This window comes from Bizionia sp. M204 (genome assembly GCF_023205095.1).
GTDB classification, from domain to species: Bacteria; Bacteroidota; Bacteroidia; order Flavobacteriales; family Flavobacteriaceae; genus Algorimicrobium; species Algorimicrobium hallyeonense.
On sequence record NZ_CP046242.1, the window covers coordinates 158,226 to 174,800 of the forward strand.

Consider the following 16,575-nt stretch of genomic DNA (forward strand, 5'->3'; position numbering starts at 1 on the left):
AAAAAATGTCAGTAAGAAAATTAAAACCAATCACACCAGGACAGCGATTTAGAGTAGTAAATGGTTACGACGCCATTACTACTGATAAGCCGGAGAAAAGTTTATTAGCTCCGAAAAAAAGGTCTGGTGGTAGAAACAGTCGCGGAAAAATGACTATGCGCTACATAGGTGGTGGTCATAAGAAAAGGTATCGTATTATCGATTTTAAACGTAACAAAACTGGAATCCCAGCTGAAGTTAAGTCTATCGAGTATGATCCAAACAGAACAGCGTTTATTGCGTTGTTAAACTATCAAGATGGAGAGAAAGCGTATATCATTGCTCAAAATGGTTTACAAGTAGGTCAGACTATCGTTTCCGGAGACAGCAATGTAGCTCCAGAAGTTGGTAATGCTATGCCACTATCTCAAATTCCATTAGGAACTATTATTTCTTGTGTAGAATTACGTCCAGGTCAAGGAGCTGTTATGGCTAGAAGTGCTGGAACATTTGCACAGTTAATGGCTAGAGGTGATAAATTTGCATCTATAAAATTACCATCAGGTGAAACACGTTTAGTGTTAATTACATGTATGGCTACAATAGGTGTTGTATCTAATTCAGATCATCAATTGTTAGTATCAGGTAAAGCTGGTAGATCAAGATGGTTAGGAAGAAGACCTCGTACAAGACCAGTAGTGATGAACCCAGTCGATCACCCAATGGGTGGTGGTGAAGGTAAATCTTCAGGTGGTCATCCACGTTCTAGAAATGGTATACCTGCTAAAGGTTATAGAACCCGTTCTAAAACAAAAGCGAGTAATAAATATATTGTAGAACGTAGAAAGAAATAAGACATGTCAAGATCATTAAAAAAAGGACCTTACGTTCATTATAAATTAGAGAAGAAAGTGGCTTCCAATGTGGAGGGTAACAAAAAAACGGTAATCAAAACGTGGTCTAGAGCCTCAATGATTACACCAGATTTTGTTGGTCAAACAATTGCAGTACATAACGGACGTCAGTTTGTTCCTGTTTATGTAACTGAAAACATGGTAGGGCACAAATTAGGAGAATTTTCACCAACACGATCTTTTAGAGGTCATGCAGGTGCTAAAAATAAAGGTAAAAAGTAGTAAGCTATGGGAAGTCGTAAAAAACAAATGGCAGACGCTATTAAGGATGCAAAAAAGGAAATCGCTTTTGCAAAACTTAATAACTGTCCTACATCACCGAGAAAAATGCGTTTAGTAGCCGATTTAGTAAGAGGTGAACGCGTAGAAAAAGCGCTTAATATTTTAAAATTTAGCTCAAAAGAAGCATCAGGTCGTTTAGAGACTTTGTTATTGTCTGCCATTGCAAACTGGCAAGCGAAGAACGAAGATGCAAGTATTGAAGATGCTGAATTATTTGTTAAGGAGATCCGTGTAGATGGTGGCTCAATGTTAAAGAGATTGCGTCCAGCACCACAAGGTCGTGCACACAGAATTAGAAAACGTTCAAACCACGTAACAATCGTAGTTGGAGCTAACAATAACACACAAGCTTAAATAGATATGGGACAAAAAACAAATCCAATCGGAAATCGTTTAGGAATTATCAGAGGATGGGAATCTAACTGGTACGGAGGAAACGATTATGGTGATAAACTTGCCGAAGACGATAAGATCAGAAAGTACGTTCATGCACGTCTATCTAAAGCTAGTGTTTCACGAGTAATTATTGAGCGTACGCTTAAACTTGTAACCGTTACTATCACAACGGCTCGTCCTGGGATCATTATTGGTAAAGGCGGTCAAGAGGTAGACAAGTTAAAGGAAGAGCTTAAAAAGATTACTGGTAAAGAAGTTCAAATAAATATATTTGAAATTAAAAGACCGGAACTTGATGCGTTTTTAGTTGCATCTAGTGTGGCTCGTCAAATTGAAAATCGTATCTCATACAGACGTGCGATTAAGATGGCCATTGCTGCAACTATGAGAATGAATGCTGAAGGAATCAAAATTCAAATTAGTGGACGTTTAAACGGAGCTGAAATGGCACGTAGCGAACACTACAAAGAAGGACGTATTCCTTTATCAACCTTTAGAGCCGATATTGACTATGCTTTAGTTGAAGCACACACTACTTATGGTAGATTAGGTGTTAAAGTATGGATCATGAAAGGTGAAGTATATGGTAAAAGAGAACTTTCTCCGCTTGTTGGATTATCTAAAAAGCAAGGAAAAGGTGGACGTGGTGGAAACAGAGATTCAAAACCTCGTCGTAGAAAGTAATCGTTTAAAGAAAAGAAAGAATGTTACAGCCTAAAAGAACAAAATTTCGTAAGCAACAAAAAGGACGTATGAAAGGTAATGCCGGAAGAGGGCATTTACTATCTAGCGGAACCTTTGGTATAAAATCAATGGACACAAGCTTTGTTACAGCACGTCAAATTGAAGCAGCACGTATTGCCGCTACACGTTTCATGAAGAGAGAAGGATCTATCTGGATTAAAATTTTTCCAGACAAGCCTATTACAAAGAAACCTCTTGAAGTACGTATGGGTAAAGGTAAAGGTGCCGTGGAATATTGGGTAGCAGTAGTTAAGCCAGGTCGCGTACTTTTTGAAGTAGGTGGTGTACCACTAGACGTTGCAAAGGAAGCATTACGATTGGCAGCACAGAAATTGCCAGTTAAAACTAAATTTATAATCGCTAGAGATTACGAAGCATAATTTATTTGATACTATGAAACAATCAGAAATTAAAGAATTATCTGTAGCCGAGTTACAAGAGAAACTTGGTGAGACAACAAAGAGTTATTCAGAAATGAAAATGGCTCATGCAATTTCGCCTCTAGAAAATCCAATTCAGTTGCGTTCTGCAAGAAGAACCGTAGCAAGAATTGCGACAGAATTAACCAAAAGAGAATTACAATAATTCTGCAGAAAGATGGAAACAAGAAATTTAAGAAAAGAACGTGTAGGAATTGTTACTAGTAATAAGATGCAGAAATCTATTGTGGTAGCTGAAGTTAAGAAAGTAAAACATCCTATGTATGGAAAATTCGTGTTGAAAACAAAGAAATACGTTGCACACGATGAAACGAACGATTGTAACGTTGGAGATACTGTAAAGATCATGGAAACACGACCTATGAGTAAATCTAAATGTTGGAGATTAGTTGAAATAATTGAAAGAGCGAAGTAATTATGTTACAGACTGAATCAAGATTAAAAGTAGCTGATAACACCGGAGCGAAAGAGGTTTTAACCATTCGTGTACTAGGTGGTACTAAAAGAAGATACGCTTCTGTAGGAGACAAAATAGTTGTTTCCGTTAAAGATGCAACACCTAATGGAAGCATTAAAAAAGGTGCTGTTTCTACTGCAGTTGTCGTACGTACTAAGAAAGAAGTAAGAAGACCAGACGGATCTTATATTAGATTTGATGATAACGCATGTGTTTTATTAAACCCAACGGGTGAAATGAGAGGAACACGTGTATTTGGTCCTGTTGCTAGAGAACTTCGTGATAAACAATTCATGAAAATTGTATCATTAGCACCTGAAGTGCTTTAATGAAAAATAAAATGACAAAGCTTAAAATTAAATCAGGAGATACCGTAAAAGTTAATGCTGGAGACCATAAAGGATCTGAAGGTAAAGTACTAAAGGTATTAATAGATAAGAACAAGGCGATTGTTGAGGGTGTGAACATGGTGAAAAAACATATGAAACCAAGTGCACAAAGTCCTCAAGGAGGAATCGTTGAAAAAGAAGCAGCTATTCATATTTCTAACTTGTCTTTATTAACCGCTAAAGGTGAAGAGACACGTGTAGGATATAGAATGGAAGGCGACAAAAAAGTGAGATTTTCTAAAAAATCAAATGAAGTAATATAGTTATGGGATATACACCGAGACTTAAAGAAGAGTACAACAGCAGAATAATTGCTGCTCTTAAGGATGAATTTGGTTATAACAATGTTATGCAAGTGCCTAAACTACAAAAGATAGTATTATCTAAAGGTGTAGGTGCAGCAGTTGCAGACAAAAAGTTAATTGACCACGCAGTGGAAGAATTAACGACTATAACAGGACAACGTGCAATAGCAACCATCTCTAAAAAGGATGTTGCATCATTTAAATTACGTAAAGGAATGCCAATTGGTGCTAAAGTAACTTTACGTGGTGAGAAAATGTACGAATTTTTAGATCGTTTAGTAACTTCAGCTTTACCACGAGTAAGAGATTTTAATGGTGTTAAAGCAACCGGTTTTGACGGTAGAGGAAACTACAATTTAGGAATTACAGAACAAATTATCTTTCCAGAAATTGACATTGATAAAGTGAATAAAATTTCAGGTATGGATATTACTTTTGTAACCAATGCGGATACTGATAAAGAAGCAAAATCACTATTAACCGAATTAGGATTACCTTTTCAAAAAAATTAAGATATGGCTAAAGAATCAATGAAAGCCCGTGAGGTAAAGAGAGCAAAAACAGTAGCTAAATATGCTGAAAAGCGCAAAGCTTTAAAAGAAGCTGGCGATTATGAAGCACTACAAAGGTTACCAAAAAATGCCTCGCCTGTGCGTCAACATAACCGTTGTAAGCTTACAGGAAGACCTAAAGGTTATATGAGAACATTTGGTATTTCTCGTGTAATGTTTAGAGAAATGGCTAACCAAGGTTTAATACCTGGTGTTAGAAAAGCAAGTTGGTAAAAAATATTAATTGGTTTCAGGTTTAATCCTAAAAAAGATTGAAAACCGTTACCGCAAATTTATAATTATGACTACAGATCCAATCGCGGATTATTTGACACGAATTAGAAATGCTGTGAGTGCAAACCACAGAGTAGTAGAAATACCTGCTTCTAATTTAAAGAAAGAAATCACTAAAATATTATTCGATCAAGGATATATTTTAAGTTACAAGTTTGAAGATTCAGCTGTACAAGGAACTATTAAAATAGCCCTTAAATACAACAAGGAAACTAAAGAACCTGTAATTAAGAAGATTCAAAGAATAAGTAAACCAGGTTTACGTAAGTACGCAAGTTCAAAAGAGCTTCCTAGAATTCTTAATGGTCTTGGTATTGCCATTGTTTCTACATCACATGGTGTAATGACAGGCAAACAAGCACAAAGGGATAATGTAGGAGGTGAAGTACTTTGTTACGTTTACTAATTAAAAAAGACTATAGAACATGTCAAGAATAGGTAATAACCCAGTAGTAATTCCAGCAGGAGTTACAGTTGAAATCAACAATAACGTGGTTACAGTTAAAGGAAAATTAGGTGAATTATCACAAGAATTTTCTGATGTAACAATTAAAGTTGAAGAAGGAAATGTTATAGTTGAGCGTTCTTCTGATAAGAAAAACGAAAAAGCAAAACATGGTCTTTATAGATCACTTATCAATAATATGGTTGAAGGTGTATCTAATGGATGGACAAAAAATTTAGAGTTAGTAGGTGTTGGATATAGAGCAAGTAATCAAGGTCAGAAACTTGATTTAGCTTTAGGTTTTTCTCATAACATAGTATTAGACATTGCTCCAGAAGTAAGTGTTGAAACTATTTCAGATAAAGGTAAAAATCCAATCATTAAATTAACTTCTCATGATAAACAACTTGTTGGTCAAGTAGCTGCTAAAATTCGCGGCTTTAGACCACCTGAGCCTTATAAAGGAAAAGGTGTGAAGTTTGTTGGCGAAGAATTAAGAAGAAAAGCAGGTAAATCAGCTTAATAAGTAAGTTATGGCATTAACAAAGAACGAAAGACGATTAAGAATAAAAAGCAGAGTTCGTAAGGTAGTTTCTGGTACAGAAGCTAGACCAAGATTATCTGTTTTCAGAAGCAATAAAGAAATTTATGCACAAGTTGTAGATGACGTGACTGGTAAAACTATCAGTGCAGCATCTTCAAGAGATAAGGACATTAGTTCTGCAAAAGGTACAAAAGCAGAGGTTGCTACATTAGTAGGAAAATCTGTTGCTGAAAAAGCCCTTAAAGCGGGTGTAGATACTATTTCTTTTGATAGAGGTGGATATTTATATCATGGAAGAGTAAAATCATTAGCAGAAGGTGCTAGAGAAGCAGGACTTAAATTTTAAGAAATTATGTATCAAAAATACAAAAGCGCAGAGCTAGTAAAACCAAGTGGATTAGATCTTAAAGATCGTTTAGTTGGAGTACAGAGAGTTACAAAAGTAACTAAAGGTGGTAGAGCATTCGGATTTTCAGCAATTGTTGTTGTTGGAAATGAAGCAGGTGTCGTTGGTCAAGGATTAGGTAAATCTAAAGATGTGGCTAGTGCAATTGCAAAAGCAATTGAAGATGCTAAGAAAAATTTAGTGCGTATTCCTATTGTAAAAGGAACGTTACCACACGAACAAAAAGGTAAATATGGTGGAGCAAGAGTAAACATTATTCCTGCGGCTCCTGGTACAGGAGTTATTGCTGGTGGAGCTGTGAGAACAGTTTTGGAAGCAGTAGGAGTTCATGATGTATTATCAAAATCTCAAGGTTCATCTAACCCACATAACGTTGTAAAAGCAACTTTTGATGCATTATTGCAATTAAGAGACGCTAAAACAATTGCTCGTGATAGAGGTATTTCTCTTGAAAAAGTATTTAAAGGATAAGAACGATGGCAAAGATAAAAGTAACAAAAGTTAAAAGCGCAATCAATCGTACATTAAGACAAAAAAGAACTTTAGAAGCTCTTGGTCTTAAAAAAATTGGTCAAGTTGTAGAGCACGAAGCCTCACCAAATATCCTTGGTATGGTAGCTAAAGTTTCACATTTAGTTTCTGTTGAAGAAACAAAATAAAATACTGAAAAATGGATTTAAGTAATTTAAAACCTGCAGAAGGTTCAGTTAAAAGTCAAGGTAAAAGAATAGGTAGAGGACAAGGTTCTGGAAAAGGTGGTACGGCAACTCGTGGTCACAAAGGAGCAAAATCTCGTTCTGGTTATTCTAAGAAAATAGGTTTTGAAGGTGGTCAAATGCCACTTCAAAGACGTGTTCCTAAGTTTGGCTTTACGAATATCAATCGCATAGAGCATCAAGGTGTAAACCTAGATACGCTTCAACAATTGGTTGACGATAAGAAAATTAAAGATACAGTAGATTTTGAAACTCTAATGACTCTTGGTCTAATTAACAAGAATGATCTTGTTAAGATTATGGGACGTGGAGAATTAAAAGCAAAATTAAAAGTATCTGCACATAAGTTTACCGCTTCAGCAAAAGCTGCTATAGAAGCTGCAGGAGGTGAAGTAGTAACTTTATAATCTAATTTAAGCGCATGAAATTTATTGAGACATTAAAAAATGTTTGGAAAATAGAAGAATTAAGAAACAGAATTATTGTTACATTAGGTCTTTTATTAGTTTATCGTTTTGGTGCACAGGTTGTATTACCTGGTATTGATGCGGCGCAATTAGAAGGTTTACAAGGTAGTACTGAAGACGGTTTATTAGGTTTATTAAATGCTTTTACAGGAGGTGCGTTTGCAAATGCTTCTGTTTTTGCATTGGGTATTATGCCTTATATCTCGGCTTCTATTGTAGTTCAGTTAATGGGAATTGCTATTCCGTATTTGCAAAAATTACAAAAAGAAGGTGCTAGTGGACAAAAGAAAATTAATCAAATAACACGATGGTTAACCATTGCTATTTGTTTGGTTCAAGCTCCAGGATATTTAGCAAGTTTACCAGCTTTAGGAATTCCACCATCGGCATTCTTATTAGGTCAAGGCGGTTTGTTTTATTTCTCATCTGTTATCATTTTAGTAACTGGTTGTATCTTCGCGATGTGGTTAGGTGAAAAAATTACGGATAAAGGAATTGGTAATGGTATTTCATTATTAATTATGGTGGGTATTATTGCTACATTACCTAAAAACTTTTTGCTAAACGCATCTTCAAGATTAGAATCAAACAGTGTTATGCTAATTCTTTTTGAATTGGTAATCTGGTTGCTAATTATTTTGGCTTCAATCATGCTGGTCATGGGAGTTAGAAAAATTGCGGTACAATACGCAAGAAGAACGGCTTCTGGTGGTTATGAGAAAAACGTATTTGGATCTAGACAGTATATTCCTTTAAAGCTTAATGCTTCAGGAGTTATGCCAATTATATTTGCACAAGCTATTATGTTCGTACCAAGTTTAATTGGTGGATCATCCTTCTTGAAAGATACGGCAACTGGACAATGGATGGCAACTAACTTTGCAGACATATTTGGTTTCTGGTATAATTTAGTATTTGCATTATTAATTATAGTATTTACATATTTTTATACGGCAATTACAGTACCTACCAATAAAATGGCAGATGACTTAAAGCGTAGTGGTGGTTTTATTCCAGGCATCCGTCCAGGAACAGAAACATCTGAATATTTAGATAAAGTTATGTCGCAAATAACCTTACCTGGCTCTATCTTTTTAGCACTTATTGCTGTGTTCCCGGCGATTATCGTTAAACTTATGAGTGTACAATCTGGATGGGCATTGTTTTTCGGTGGAACCTCACTTTTAATTATGGTGGGTGTGGCTATTGATACAATGCAACAAGTAAATTCATACTTGTTAAACAGACATTATGATGGCTTGATGAAAACAGGTAAAAATAGAAAAGCAGTAGCTCAATAATTATACCATGGCAAAACAGGCAGCAATTGAACAAGACGGAACAATTATAGAAGCATTATCAAATGCTATGTTTCGTGTTGAATTAGAAAACGGTCACATTGTGACAGCACATATTTCTGGTAAAATGCGTATGCATTACATTAAGTTGTTACCAGGGGATAAAGTGAAATTAGAAATGAGTCCTTACGATTTAACGAAGGCTCGAATAACTTATAGATACTAATAAAAAGGAACAGATGAAAGTAAGAGCATCAGTTAAAAAGAGAAGTGCAGACTGTAAAATCGTCCGCAGAAAGGGTAGACTTTACGTGATTAACAAAAAGAATCCTAGATTCAAACAAAGACAAGGATAATTATGGCAAGAATTGCAGGTGTAGACATACCAAAAAACAAAAGAGGTGTTATCTCGCTTACGTATATCTATGGAATAGGTAGAAGTAGAGCAAAAGAAATTTTAGCACAAGCTAAAGTTGAAGAAAGTACTAAAGTTCAAGATTGGACGGACGACGAAATTGGAAACATTCGTGAATCTGTTGGATCGTTCACTATTGAAGGTGAATTACGTTCTGAAACACAATTAAACATTAAGCGATTAATGGATATTGGATGTTACAGAGGTATTCGTCATAGATCTGGACTTCCATTACGTGGTCAACGTACTAAGAACAACTCTAGAACTAGAAAAGGTAGAAGAAAAACTGTTGCTAACAAAAAAATGGCAACTAAATAATAAATAGACATTAGTCATTAGAGTTTAGCCGTTAGATGAATCTGTTTGAAATAGCAATGTTTAGGATTCTAACAACTAAAAACTAACAACTAGAAACTATAATCATATGGCAAAGTCAAGTACAAAAAAACGTAAAGTAATCGTAGACGCAGTTGGTGAAGCTCACATAACGGCTTCATTTAACAATATCATTGTATCTCTTACCAACAAAAAAGGCGATGTAATTTCATGGTCATCAGCTGGTAAAATGGGATTCCGTGGATCTAAAAAGAACACACCATATGCTGCACAATTAGCTGCTGAAGACGCTGCTGCTGTAGCAACAGAAGCTGGCTTAAAGAAAGTGAAAGTGTATGTTAAAGGTCCAGGTAATGGTAGAGAATCTGCTATTAGATCAATTCATAACGCAGGTATAGAAGTAACAGAAATTATAGACGTTACGCCATTACCGCATAATGGATGTCGTCCTCCTAAAAGAAGACGCGTATAATTTACAGATAGTATATTATTTGACATCAACTATATTTTTATAGTTGATGTCAATATTTATATGTAAATTTGCAAACTGAAAAAAATAAATTTTAACAAGTATCAACGAGAGACTAACGATTATCGAAGGATAAGATTAAGACCTTAATTCATAATCACTCTCATAACAAATTTAATTATGGCAAGATATACTGGTCCTAAAACAAAAATAGCTCGTAAGTTTGGCGAAGCTATCTTCGGAGAAGATAAATCTTTTGAAAAAAGAAATTACCCTCCAGGTCAACACGGAGCTAATAAGCGTCGTGGAAAAAAATCTGAATACGCAATCCAATTAATGGAGAAGCAAAAAGCAAAATACACCTATGGTATTTTAGAAAAGCAATTCAGAAATATGTTTAAGAAAGCAACAGCAGCACCTGGAATTACAGGTGAGGTGTTGTTACAATTATGTGAATCACGTCTAGATAACGTTGTTTTCAGAATGGGAATTTCTCCTTCTAGAAGTGGTGCTAGACAATTAGTGTCTCACAGACATATTACGGTTAACGGTGAAATAGTAAACATTCCATCTTACCAACTTAAAGCTGGTGATGTTGTTGCTGTTAGAGAAAAATCAAAATCACTTGAAGCCATCACTAACTCATTAGCAAATTCAAGTAACGTTTACGAATGGATTACTTGGAATAATTCTACATCAGAAGGAACGTATGTATCGGTTCCTGCAAGAATTCAAATTCCAGAAAATATCAACGAGCAATTCATCGTCGAACTATATTCTAAATAATAATTAACATATTGGTATTTAGCCAAAGGATTTATTAGTCTTCTTCATACTTTTAAATCGCGCAACTGAATAACAATTAAAACGAAGAACAATATGGCAGTATTTAATTTCCAAAAACCTGATAAAGTAATCATGATCGATTCAACTGATTTCGAAGGTAAATTCGAATTCAGACCTTTAGAACCAGGTTATGGTTTAACAGTAGGAAATGCTTTACGAAGAGTTTTATTATCCTCTTTAGAAGGTTTTGCAATTACATCCGTTAGAATTGAAGGCGTAGATCACGAATTCTCAACAATAGCAGGTGTGGTTGAAGACGTTACAGAAATTATTTTAAATTTAAAACAAGTCCGTTTTAAAAGACAAATTGAAGATGTAGATAACGAATCTGTTTCTATTTCAATTTCTGGTCAAGATCAAATTAAAGCAGGCGATTTTCAAAAGTTTATTTCAGGGTTCCAAGTATTAAATTCAGAATTAGTAATCTGTAATTTAGATCCTAAAGTAAACATCAACATGGAAATTACCATAGAAAAAGGTAGAGGATACGTACCTGCTGAAGAAAATAAAAAAGCTTCTGCACCAATTGGTACTATTTTTACAGATTCTATTTACACACCAATCAAAAATGTTAAGTATAGCATTGAAAATTTCCGTGTAGAGCAAAAAACAGATTACGAAAAATTAGTTTTCGAAATCATTACTGATGGTTCAATTAGCCCACAAGATGCGTTAACTGAAGCTGCTAAAACACTTATTCACCACTTCATGTTATTCTCCGATGAGCGTATTACATTAGAAGCTGATGAAATTGCACAGACTGAAACATATGATGAAGAATCACTTCATATGAGACAATTATTGAAAACCAAATTGGTTGATATGGACTTGTCAGTACGTGCATTAAATTGTTTAAAAGCTGCTGAAGTTGATACTTTAGGCGACTTGGTATCATTCAACAAAAACGATTTAATGAAGTTCCGTAACTTCGGTAAAAAATCTTTAACAGAGCTAGAAGAGCTTGTAAACGTTAAAGGACTTAATTTCGGAATGGATTTATCGAAATACAAATTAGATAAAGATTAATTAATCATATTTTGCTCCTCGATGTCGAGTTTAGTAGCAAGATGATAAAACAAATGTCATGAGACACGGAAAAAAAGTAAACCACTTAAGCAGAAAAACTGCACACAGAAAGTCAATGTTAGCTAATATGGCTTGTTCATTAATTGAACATAAGCGTATTAACACAACAGTTGCTAAAGCAAAAGCCTTAAAGCAATTTGTTGAGCCAATGATTACAAAATCTAAAGAAGATACGACTCACAACAGACGTATTGTTATGGCTAGATTGAGACAAAAAGAGGCAGTTGCTGAATTATTCAGAGATGTAGCACCAAAAATTGCTGATCGTCCAGGTGGTTATACACGTATTATCAAATTAGGTAATCGTTTAGGAGATAACGCTGATATGGCTATGATAGAGTTAGTTGATTATAACGAAATCTACAATGCTGATAAAGCAACTAAGAAAACAACACGTAGAAGTAGAAGAAGTGGTTCTAAAACAGCAGCTGCACCTGCTACAGAAACTAAAGCTTCAAACGAGGAAGAGGAATAGAATTTTTTTTATTTTCTTACATAAACCAAAGGGTAACATAAAATGTTACCCTTTTTTTTGTTGAGCACTTTAAGGTTTTAGTTTCAAATTTTATTATCAAATGAAATTTAAGCCTAATTATAAAATTAAATAGAGCTACGGATTCTTTCATATGCTTTATGTATGTAAGTTTTTTCATTTTAACTAGTATCAGGAAATTCAGTGCAGTATTACGACTATCTAAAACTCTAAATAATTTAGTCACTAAATGCTTTAAAATATCCTTTTTTTTATGCAATTTTGCAAAACCTTTTTTTAGAAATGAAATATAATAAAAGAGAAAAAGCTATAGTTCTATTAGCAGACGGAACAATCTTTCACGGAAAATCTATCGGTAAAAAAGGAACTGCTTTTGGCGAAGTGTGTTTCAATACAGGAACAACCGGTTATCAAGAAATTTTTACAGATCCATCTTATTTTGGACAGTTAATGGTTGCCACCAATGCGCATATTGGTAACTATGGAACCCATGCAGACGAAATGGAATCTGAATCCGTTAAAATATCGGGACTTATTTGTAAAAATTTTAGCTACAATTATTCAAGACCTTCCGCAGAAGGAAGTTTAGAACAATTTTTTGAAAAACATAATGTATTAGCTATTTCAGATGTGGACACACGTGCACTTGTTAGCTATATAAGAGATAATGGTGCTATGAATGCTCTTATTTCTACAGATGTTGAAAATATTGAGGCTTTAAAAAAACAATTGGCAGATGTTCCAAATATGGATGGCCTTGAGTTAGCGTCTAAAGTATCTACCAAAGAACCCTATTTTTATGGTGATGAAAATGCAACGTATAGAATAGCCGCTTTAGACATTGGGATAAAAAAGAATATCTTAAGAAATCTAGCCAAACGAGATGCTTATATAAAAGTATTTCCTTTCAATGCTAAATTTGAAGATTTAGAAGCCTTTCAACCACATGGCTATTTCCTATCCAATGGTCCTGGTGATCCTGAACCACTTGTGGATGCACAAACTTTAGCTAAAGAAATTATAAAGCGTAATTTACCATTATTTGGTATTTGTTTAGGGCATCAAGTTATTGCATTGGCTAATGGAATTTCAACCTATAAAATGCATAATGGTCATCGTGGAATAAATCATCCAGTTAAAAATTTAATTACCACAAAAGGTGAAATCACATCGCAAAATCATGGTTTTGCAATTAATAAAGAAGAAACAGAACAGCATCCAGACATTGAAATTACCCATGTACATTTAAATGATAATACGGTTGCCGGTATTAAAATGAAAACTAAAAATTGTTTTTCAGTGCAGTATCATCCAGAAGCAAGTCCTGGACCGCATGATGCCTCCTATCTATTCGACCAATTTATTGAAAACATCAAAAACGCATAATCCTAAAACCTCAAGGAACTATCTAATTCTTTGAGGTTTATTTATTATAAATATAATAGTATAAATTGGCAGTTTCCGTGTATCAAAGTAAACCATAAATGTAAACTGCTAAATAGTAAACTTAAAATTAATCTTATGAGCATAATTATAGACATTCACGCCAGACAAATTTTAGATTCACGTGGTAATCCAACTATAGAAGTAGATGTTACTACAGAAAACGGTTTTTTAGGGCGCGCAGCTGTCCCTTCCGGTGCTTCCACTGGCGAACATGAAGCTGTTGAATTACGCGATGGTGGAACCGCTTACATGGGAAAAGGTGTGACTAAAGCTATTAAAAATGTCAATACCATTATTGCGCAAGAATTACTAGGTACATCTGTATTTGAACAAAATACGATAGACCAAGTCATGATGGAATTAGATGGTACACCCAATAAATCAAAATTAGGAGCCAATGCCATTTTGGGTGTTTCTCTGGCTGCCGCAAAAGCCGCTGCCAATGAGTTGGGTTTACCATTATACCGTTATGTAGGTGGTGTATCAGCCAATACACTTCCCGTACCAATGATGAATATCATTAATGGCGGTTCGCATAGTGATGCTCCTATTGCATTCCAAGAATTTATGGTAATGCCCGTTAAAGCAAAAAATTTCACTCATGCCATGCAAATGGGAACCGAAATTTTCCATCACCTTAAAAAGGTGTTGCATGATCGTGGATTAAGTACAGCCGTTGGTGATGAAGGTGGTTTTGCTCCTAATTTGGGAGGCGGAACAGAGGATGCTTTGGATACCATTAAAAAAGCAGTAGATAACGCAGGTTATAAACTAGGCGATGATGTAATGATTGCTTTGGATTGTGCTGCTGCCGAATTTTATGTGAACGGAAATTACGATTACACAAAATTTGAAGGCACCAAAGGTCAAGTGAAAACCAGCAAAGAACAAGCTGATTATATCGCAGAATTATGTCGTAAATATCCGATTATCTCTGTAGAAGATGCTATGGATGAAAACGATTGGGACGGTTGGAAATATTTAACCGAATTAATTGGTGATAACGTACAATTAGTGGGCGATGATTTGTTTGTAACTAATGTGGAGCGTTTATCTAAAGGAATTGATTCCCAAACCGCAAATTCCATTCTAATTAAAGTTAACCAAATTGGGACGTTAACAGAAACCATTGCAGCCGTAAATATGGCACATAATGCAGGTTATACATCCGTTATGTCTCACCGTTCTGGTGAAACTGAAGATTATACCATTGCGGATTTAGCAGTAGCTTTAAATTGTGGACAAATTAAAACAGGTTCGGCATCTCGTAGTGATCGTATGGCAAAATACAACCAGTTATTACGTATTGAGGAAGAATTAGGCGATACAGCTTACTTTCCAAAAGGCAAAGCCTTTAAAGTTAAAAGGTAAGCGCCAATCTACTTTATAAAACATAATAATAAATAGCGATTGTTAGACTCCTAATAATCGCTATTTTTTTGTATCAGTTTTGCCAATATCTTTATTGATAAAACCTTGTTAATTGACTTTAAAAATAGGGAGATATTTCGTATTTTCGTATTCCCGAAAGAATTCAAATAAACATTATAATAATTAAATAGATATATGGCAAACACAGCTACTTTAGAAATTAATGGCGAGAAGCACGAATTTCCTTTAATTAAAGGAACAGAAAATGAAGTTGGAATCGATATTAAAAATTTAAGAAGTGCAACCAATGGCGTTGTAACTTTAGATCCAGGCTATAAAAACACAGGTTCTTGCGAAAGCGCAATTACGTTTTTAGATGGTGAAAAAGGAATTTTAAGGTACCGTGGTTATTCTATTGAAGAGCTAGCTGAAAAAGCTGATTTTTTAGAGGTTGCTTACTTATTAATTTTTGGTGAATTACCAACGCAAGCCCAGTTAGATAAATTCCATACGGATATCAAAGCACAGTCTGTTGTAGATGAAGATGTTCGCAAAATAGTAGATGCATTTCCAAAATCAGCACATCCAATGGGTGTTATTGCATCGTTAACTAGTGCGTTAACGGCTTTCAACCCATCTTCTGTAAATGTGAATTCCGAAGAGGATATGTACAAGGCTATTGTAAAAATATTGGGTAAATTCCCGGTATTAGTAGCGTGGACGTTTAGAAAGAAAAATGGCTTGCCATTAGACTATGGCGACAAAAATTTAGGCTATGTTGAAAACATCTTAAAAATGATGTTTAAGCAACCTAATGAAGAATATAAATTTAATCCTGTTGTAATTAATGCGTTGGATAAGTTATTGATTCTTCATGCCGATCATGAGCAAAACTGTTCCACTTCAACCGTAAGAATTGCAGGTTCATCTCATGTTGGATTATTTGCATCTCTTTCTACGGGTATTTCGGCACTTTGGGGACCTCTTCATGGAGGTGCTAATCAAGCTGTATTGGAAATGCTTGAAGCTATTAATGCCGATGGTGGAGACACAGCAAAATACATGGCGAAAGCTAAAGATAAAGAAGATCCATTCAGATTAATGGGCTTCGGACATCGTGTTTATAAGAATTTCGATCCACGAGCTAAAATCATTAAAAAAGCAGCAGACGAAATTTTAAGCGATTTAGGGGTTGAAGATCCTATTCTAAATATTGCAAAAGCATTGGAGCAAGAAGCGCTACAAGATCCGTATTTTGTAGATCGTAAGTTATATCCAAATGTCGATTTCTACTCGGGAATTATTTATAGAGCTATGGGTATTCCAACCGATATGTTTACAGTAATGTTTGCTTTAGGTCGTTTACCAGGATGGATTTCGCAATGGAAAGAAATGCGTTTGAATAATGAGCCAATTGGTCGTCCACGTCAGATTTATGTAGGCGAAACCTTAAGACCATTTAAGACTATTGATAAAAGATAATATT

The 16,575-nt window shown here is 34.9% G+C and carries 28 protein-coding genes; all 28 read left to right on the plus strand.

The genetic code is table 11. The annotated features are described in order from the left end of the window. Positions 1-5: 5 nt before the first annotated feature. The 28 genes from rplB to GMA17_RS00865 all read left to right on the plus strand — a co-directional run bounded on the left by rplB (position 6) and on the right by GMA17_RS00865 (position 16,571). Positions 6-833 carry a 50S ribosomal protein L2 gene (gene rplB, locus GMA17_RS00730; protein WP_248398045.1) on the plus strand — a complete coding sequence of 276 codons (828 nt, stop codon included), beginning with the start codon at positions 6-8 and terminating at the stop codon, positions 831-833. 3 nt (positions 834-836) lie between these two features. Beyond that, complete coding sequence (gene rpsS, locus GMA17_RS00735; RefSeq protein WP_092209853.1) at positions 837-1,115, plus strand: 30S ribosomal protein S19; 279 nt, start codon at positions 837-839, stop codon at positions 1,113-1,115. 6 nt (positions 1,116-1,121) lie between these two features. Further along, on the plus strand, positions 1,122-1,529 hold the full coding sequence (gene rplV, locus GMA17_RS00740; RefSeq protein ID WP_248398048.1) for a 50S ribosomal protein L22: 408 nt from the start codon (positions 1,122-1,124) through the stop codon (positions 1,527-1,529). A 6-nt stretch (positions 1,530-1,535) separates the two neighbouring features. Beyond that, entirely contained in the window at positions 1,536-2,255 is a 720-nt protein-coding gene (gene rpsC / locus GMA17_RS00745; protein ID WP_066252512.1) for a 30S ribosomal protein S3, read from the plus strand. Positions 2,256-2,275: 20 nt separating this feature from the next. Continuing rightward, positions 2,276-2,695 (plus strand): 50S ribosomal protein L16, encoded by a 420-nt coding sequence (gene rplP, locus GMA17_RS00750; RefSeq protein WP_066252514.1) that lies wholly within the window; start codon positions 2,276-2,278, stop codon positions 2,693-2,695. Positions 2,696-2,708: 13 nt separating this feature from the next. After that, on the plus strand, positions 2,709-2,900 hold the full coding sequence (gene rpmC / locus GMA17_RS00755; RefSeq protein WP_066252517.1) for a 50S ribosomal protein L29: 192 nt from the start codon (positions 2,709-2,711) through the stop codon (positions 2,898-2,900). A 12-nt stretch (positions 2,901-2,912) separates the two neighbouring features. Then, positions 2,913-3,170 carry a 30S ribosomal protein S17 gene (gene rpsQ, locus GMA17_RS00760; protein ID WP_248398050.1) on the plus strand — a complete coding sequence of 86 codons (258 nt, stop codon included), beginning with the start codon at positions 2,913-2,915 and terminating at the stop codon, positions 3,168-3,170. Between the two features lie 2 nt (positions 3,171-3,172). Then, entirely contained in the window at positions 3,173-3,541 is a 369-nt protein-coding gene (gene rplN / locus GMA17_RS00765) for a 50S ribosomal protein L14 (protein WP_066252521.1), read from the plus strand. A gap of 11 nt (positions 3,542-3,552) precedes the next feature. Further along, positions 3,553-3,864, plus strand: coding sequence for a 50S ribosomal protein L24 (gene rplX / locus GMA17_RS00770; RefSeq protein WP_066252580.1), 312 nt, complete (start codon positions 3,553-3,555; stop codon positions 3,862-3,864). Positions 3,865-3,866: 2 nt separating this feature from the next. Beyond that, complete coding sequence (gene rplE, locus GMA17_RS00775; RefSeq protein ID WP_248398052.1) at positions 3,867-4,418, plus strand: 50S ribosomal protein L5; 552 nt, start codon at positions 3,867-3,869, stop codon at positions 4,416-4,418. Between the two features lie 3 nt (positions 4,419-4,421). Beyond that, positions 4,422-4,691 carry a 30S ribosomal protein S14 gene (gene rpsN / locus GMA17_RS00780; protein WP_248398054.1) on the plus strand — a complete coding sequence of 90 codons (270 nt, stop codon included), beginning with the start codon at positions 4,422-4,424 and terminating at the stop codon, positions 4,689-4,691. A gap of 67 nt (positions 4,692-4,758) precedes the next feature. Next, positions 4,759-5,157 carry a 30S ribosomal protein S8 gene (rpsH, locus tag GMA17_RS00785; RefSeq protein ID WP_066252528.1) on the plus strand — a complete coding sequence of 133 codons (399 nt, stop codon included), beginning with the start codon at positions 4,759-4,761 and terminating at the stop codon, positions 5,155-5,157. A gap of 19 nt (positions 5,158-5,176) precedes the next feature. Beyond that, positions 5,177-5,719 (plus strand): 50S ribosomal protein L6, encoded by a 543-nt coding sequence (rplF, locus tag GMA17_RS00790; RefSeq protein WP_248398056.1) that lies wholly within the window; start codon positions 5,177-5,179, stop codon positions 5,717-5,719. A 10-nt stretch (positions 5,720-5,729) separates the two neighbouring features. Continuing rightward, positions 5,730-6,086, plus strand: a complete 357-nt coding sequence (gene rplR / locus GMA17_RS00795) for a 50S ribosomal protein L18 (protein WP_248398059.1) — start codon at positions 5,730-5,732, stop codon at positions 6,084-6,086. 6 nt (positions 6,087-6,092) lie between these two features. Beyond that, the gene (gene rpsE, locus GMA17_RS00800; RefSeq protein ID WP_248398061.1) at positions 6,093-6,617 is read left to right on the plus strand and encodes a 30S ribosomal protein S5; all 525 of its coding nucleotides are present in this window, start codon (positions 6,093-6,095) and stop codon (positions 6,615-6,617) included. A 5-nt stretch (positions 6,618-6,622) separates the two neighbouring features. Then, positions 6,623-6,805, plus strand: coding sequence for a 50S ribosomal protein L30 (rpmD, locus tag GMA17_RS00805; RefSeq protein WP_066252537.1), 183 nt, complete (start codon positions 6,623-6,625; stop codon positions 6,803-6,805). An 11-nt stretch (positions 6,806-6,816) separates the two neighbouring features. After that, a complete protein-coding gene (gene rplO / locus GMA17_RS00810) occupies positions 6,817-7,269 on the plus strand; it encodes a 50S ribosomal protein L15 (RefSeq protein WP_248398063.1) in 453 nt (150 codons plus the stop codon). A 14-nt stretch (positions 7,270-7,283) separates the two neighbouring features. Next, on the plus strand, positions 7,284-8,630 hold the full coding sequence (secY, locus tag GMA17_RS00815; protein WP_248398064.1) for a preprotein translocase subunit SecY: 1,347 nt from the start codon (positions 7,284-7,286) through the stop codon (positions 8,628-8,630). A 7-nt stretch (positions 8,631-8,637) separates the two neighbouring features. Next, the gene (gene infA / locus GMA17_RS00820; protein ID WP_007094967.1) at positions 8,638-8,853 is read left to right on the plus strand and encodes a translation initiation factor IF-1; all 216 of its coding nucleotides are present in this window, start codon (positions 8,638-8,640) and stop codon (positions 8,851-8,853) included. A 13-nt stretch (positions 8,854-8,866) separates the two neighbouring features. After that, on the plus strand, positions 8,867-8,983 hold the full coding sequence (gene ykgO, locus GMA17_RS00825) for a type B 50S ribosomal protein L36 (protein WP_013305171.1): 117 nt from the start codon (positions 8,867-8,869) through the stop codon (positions 8,981-8,983). Positions 8,984-8,985: 2 nt separating this feature from the next. Then, positions 8,986-9,360 (plus strand): 30S ribosomal protein S13, encoded by a 375-nt coding sequence (gene rpsM / locus GMA17_RS00830; RefSeq protein ID WP_066252542.1) that lies wholly within the window; start codon positions 8,986-8,988, stop codon positions 9,358-9,360. Positions 9,361-9,466: 106 nt separating this feature from the next. Beyond that, entirely contained in the window at positions 9,467-9,850 is a 384-nt protein-coding gene (rpsK, locus tag GMA17_RS00835) for a 30S ribosomal protein S11 (RefSeq protein ID WP_066252543.1), read from the plus strand. 177 nt (positions 9,851-10,027) lie between these two features. Beyond that, on the plus strand, positions 10,028-10,633 hold the full coding sequence (rpsD, locus tag GMA17_RS00840; RefSeq protein WP_092209894.1) for a 30S ribosomal protein S4: 606 nt from the start codon (positions 10,028-10,030) through the stop codon (positions 10,631-10,633). 93 nt (positions 10,634-10,726) lie between these two features. After that, positions 10,727-11,719, plus strand: a complete 993-nt coding sequence (locus GMA17_RS00845) for a DNA-directed RNA polymerase subunit alpha (protein WP_092209896.1) — start codon at positions 10,727-10,729, stop codon at positions 11,717-11,719. 58 nt (positions 11,720-11,777) lie between these two features. Continuing rightward, a complete protein-coding gene (rplQ, locus tag GMA17_RS00850; protein WP_248398067.1) occupies positions 11,778-12,254 on the plus strand; it encodes a 50S ribosomal protein L17 in 477 nt (158 codons plus the stop codon). Between the two features lie 300 nt (positions 12,255-12,554). After that, complete coding sequence (gene carA / locus GMA17_RS00855; protein WP_248398069.1) at positions 12,555-13,658, plus strand: glutamine-hydrolyzing carbamoyl-phosphate synthase small subunit; 1,104 nt, start codon at positions 12,555-12,557, stop codon at positions 13,656-13,658. 135 nt (positions 13,659-13,793) lie between these two features. Beyond that, positions 13,794-15,089, plus strand: coding sequence for a phosphopyruvate hydratase (gene eno / locus GMA17_RS00860; protein ID WP_248398072.1), 1,296 nt, complete (start codon positions 13,794-13,796; stop codon positions 15,087-15,089). Positions 15,090-15,284: 195 nt separating this feature from the next. Further along, positions 15,285-16,571: a citrate synthase gene (locus GMA17_RS00865; RefSeq protein ID WP_248398075.1), complete on the plus strand. Its 1,287-nt coding sequence runs from the start codon at positions 15,285-15,287 to the stop codon at positions 16,569-16,571. The last annotated feature ends 4 nt before the right edge of the window (positions 16,572-16,575 follow it).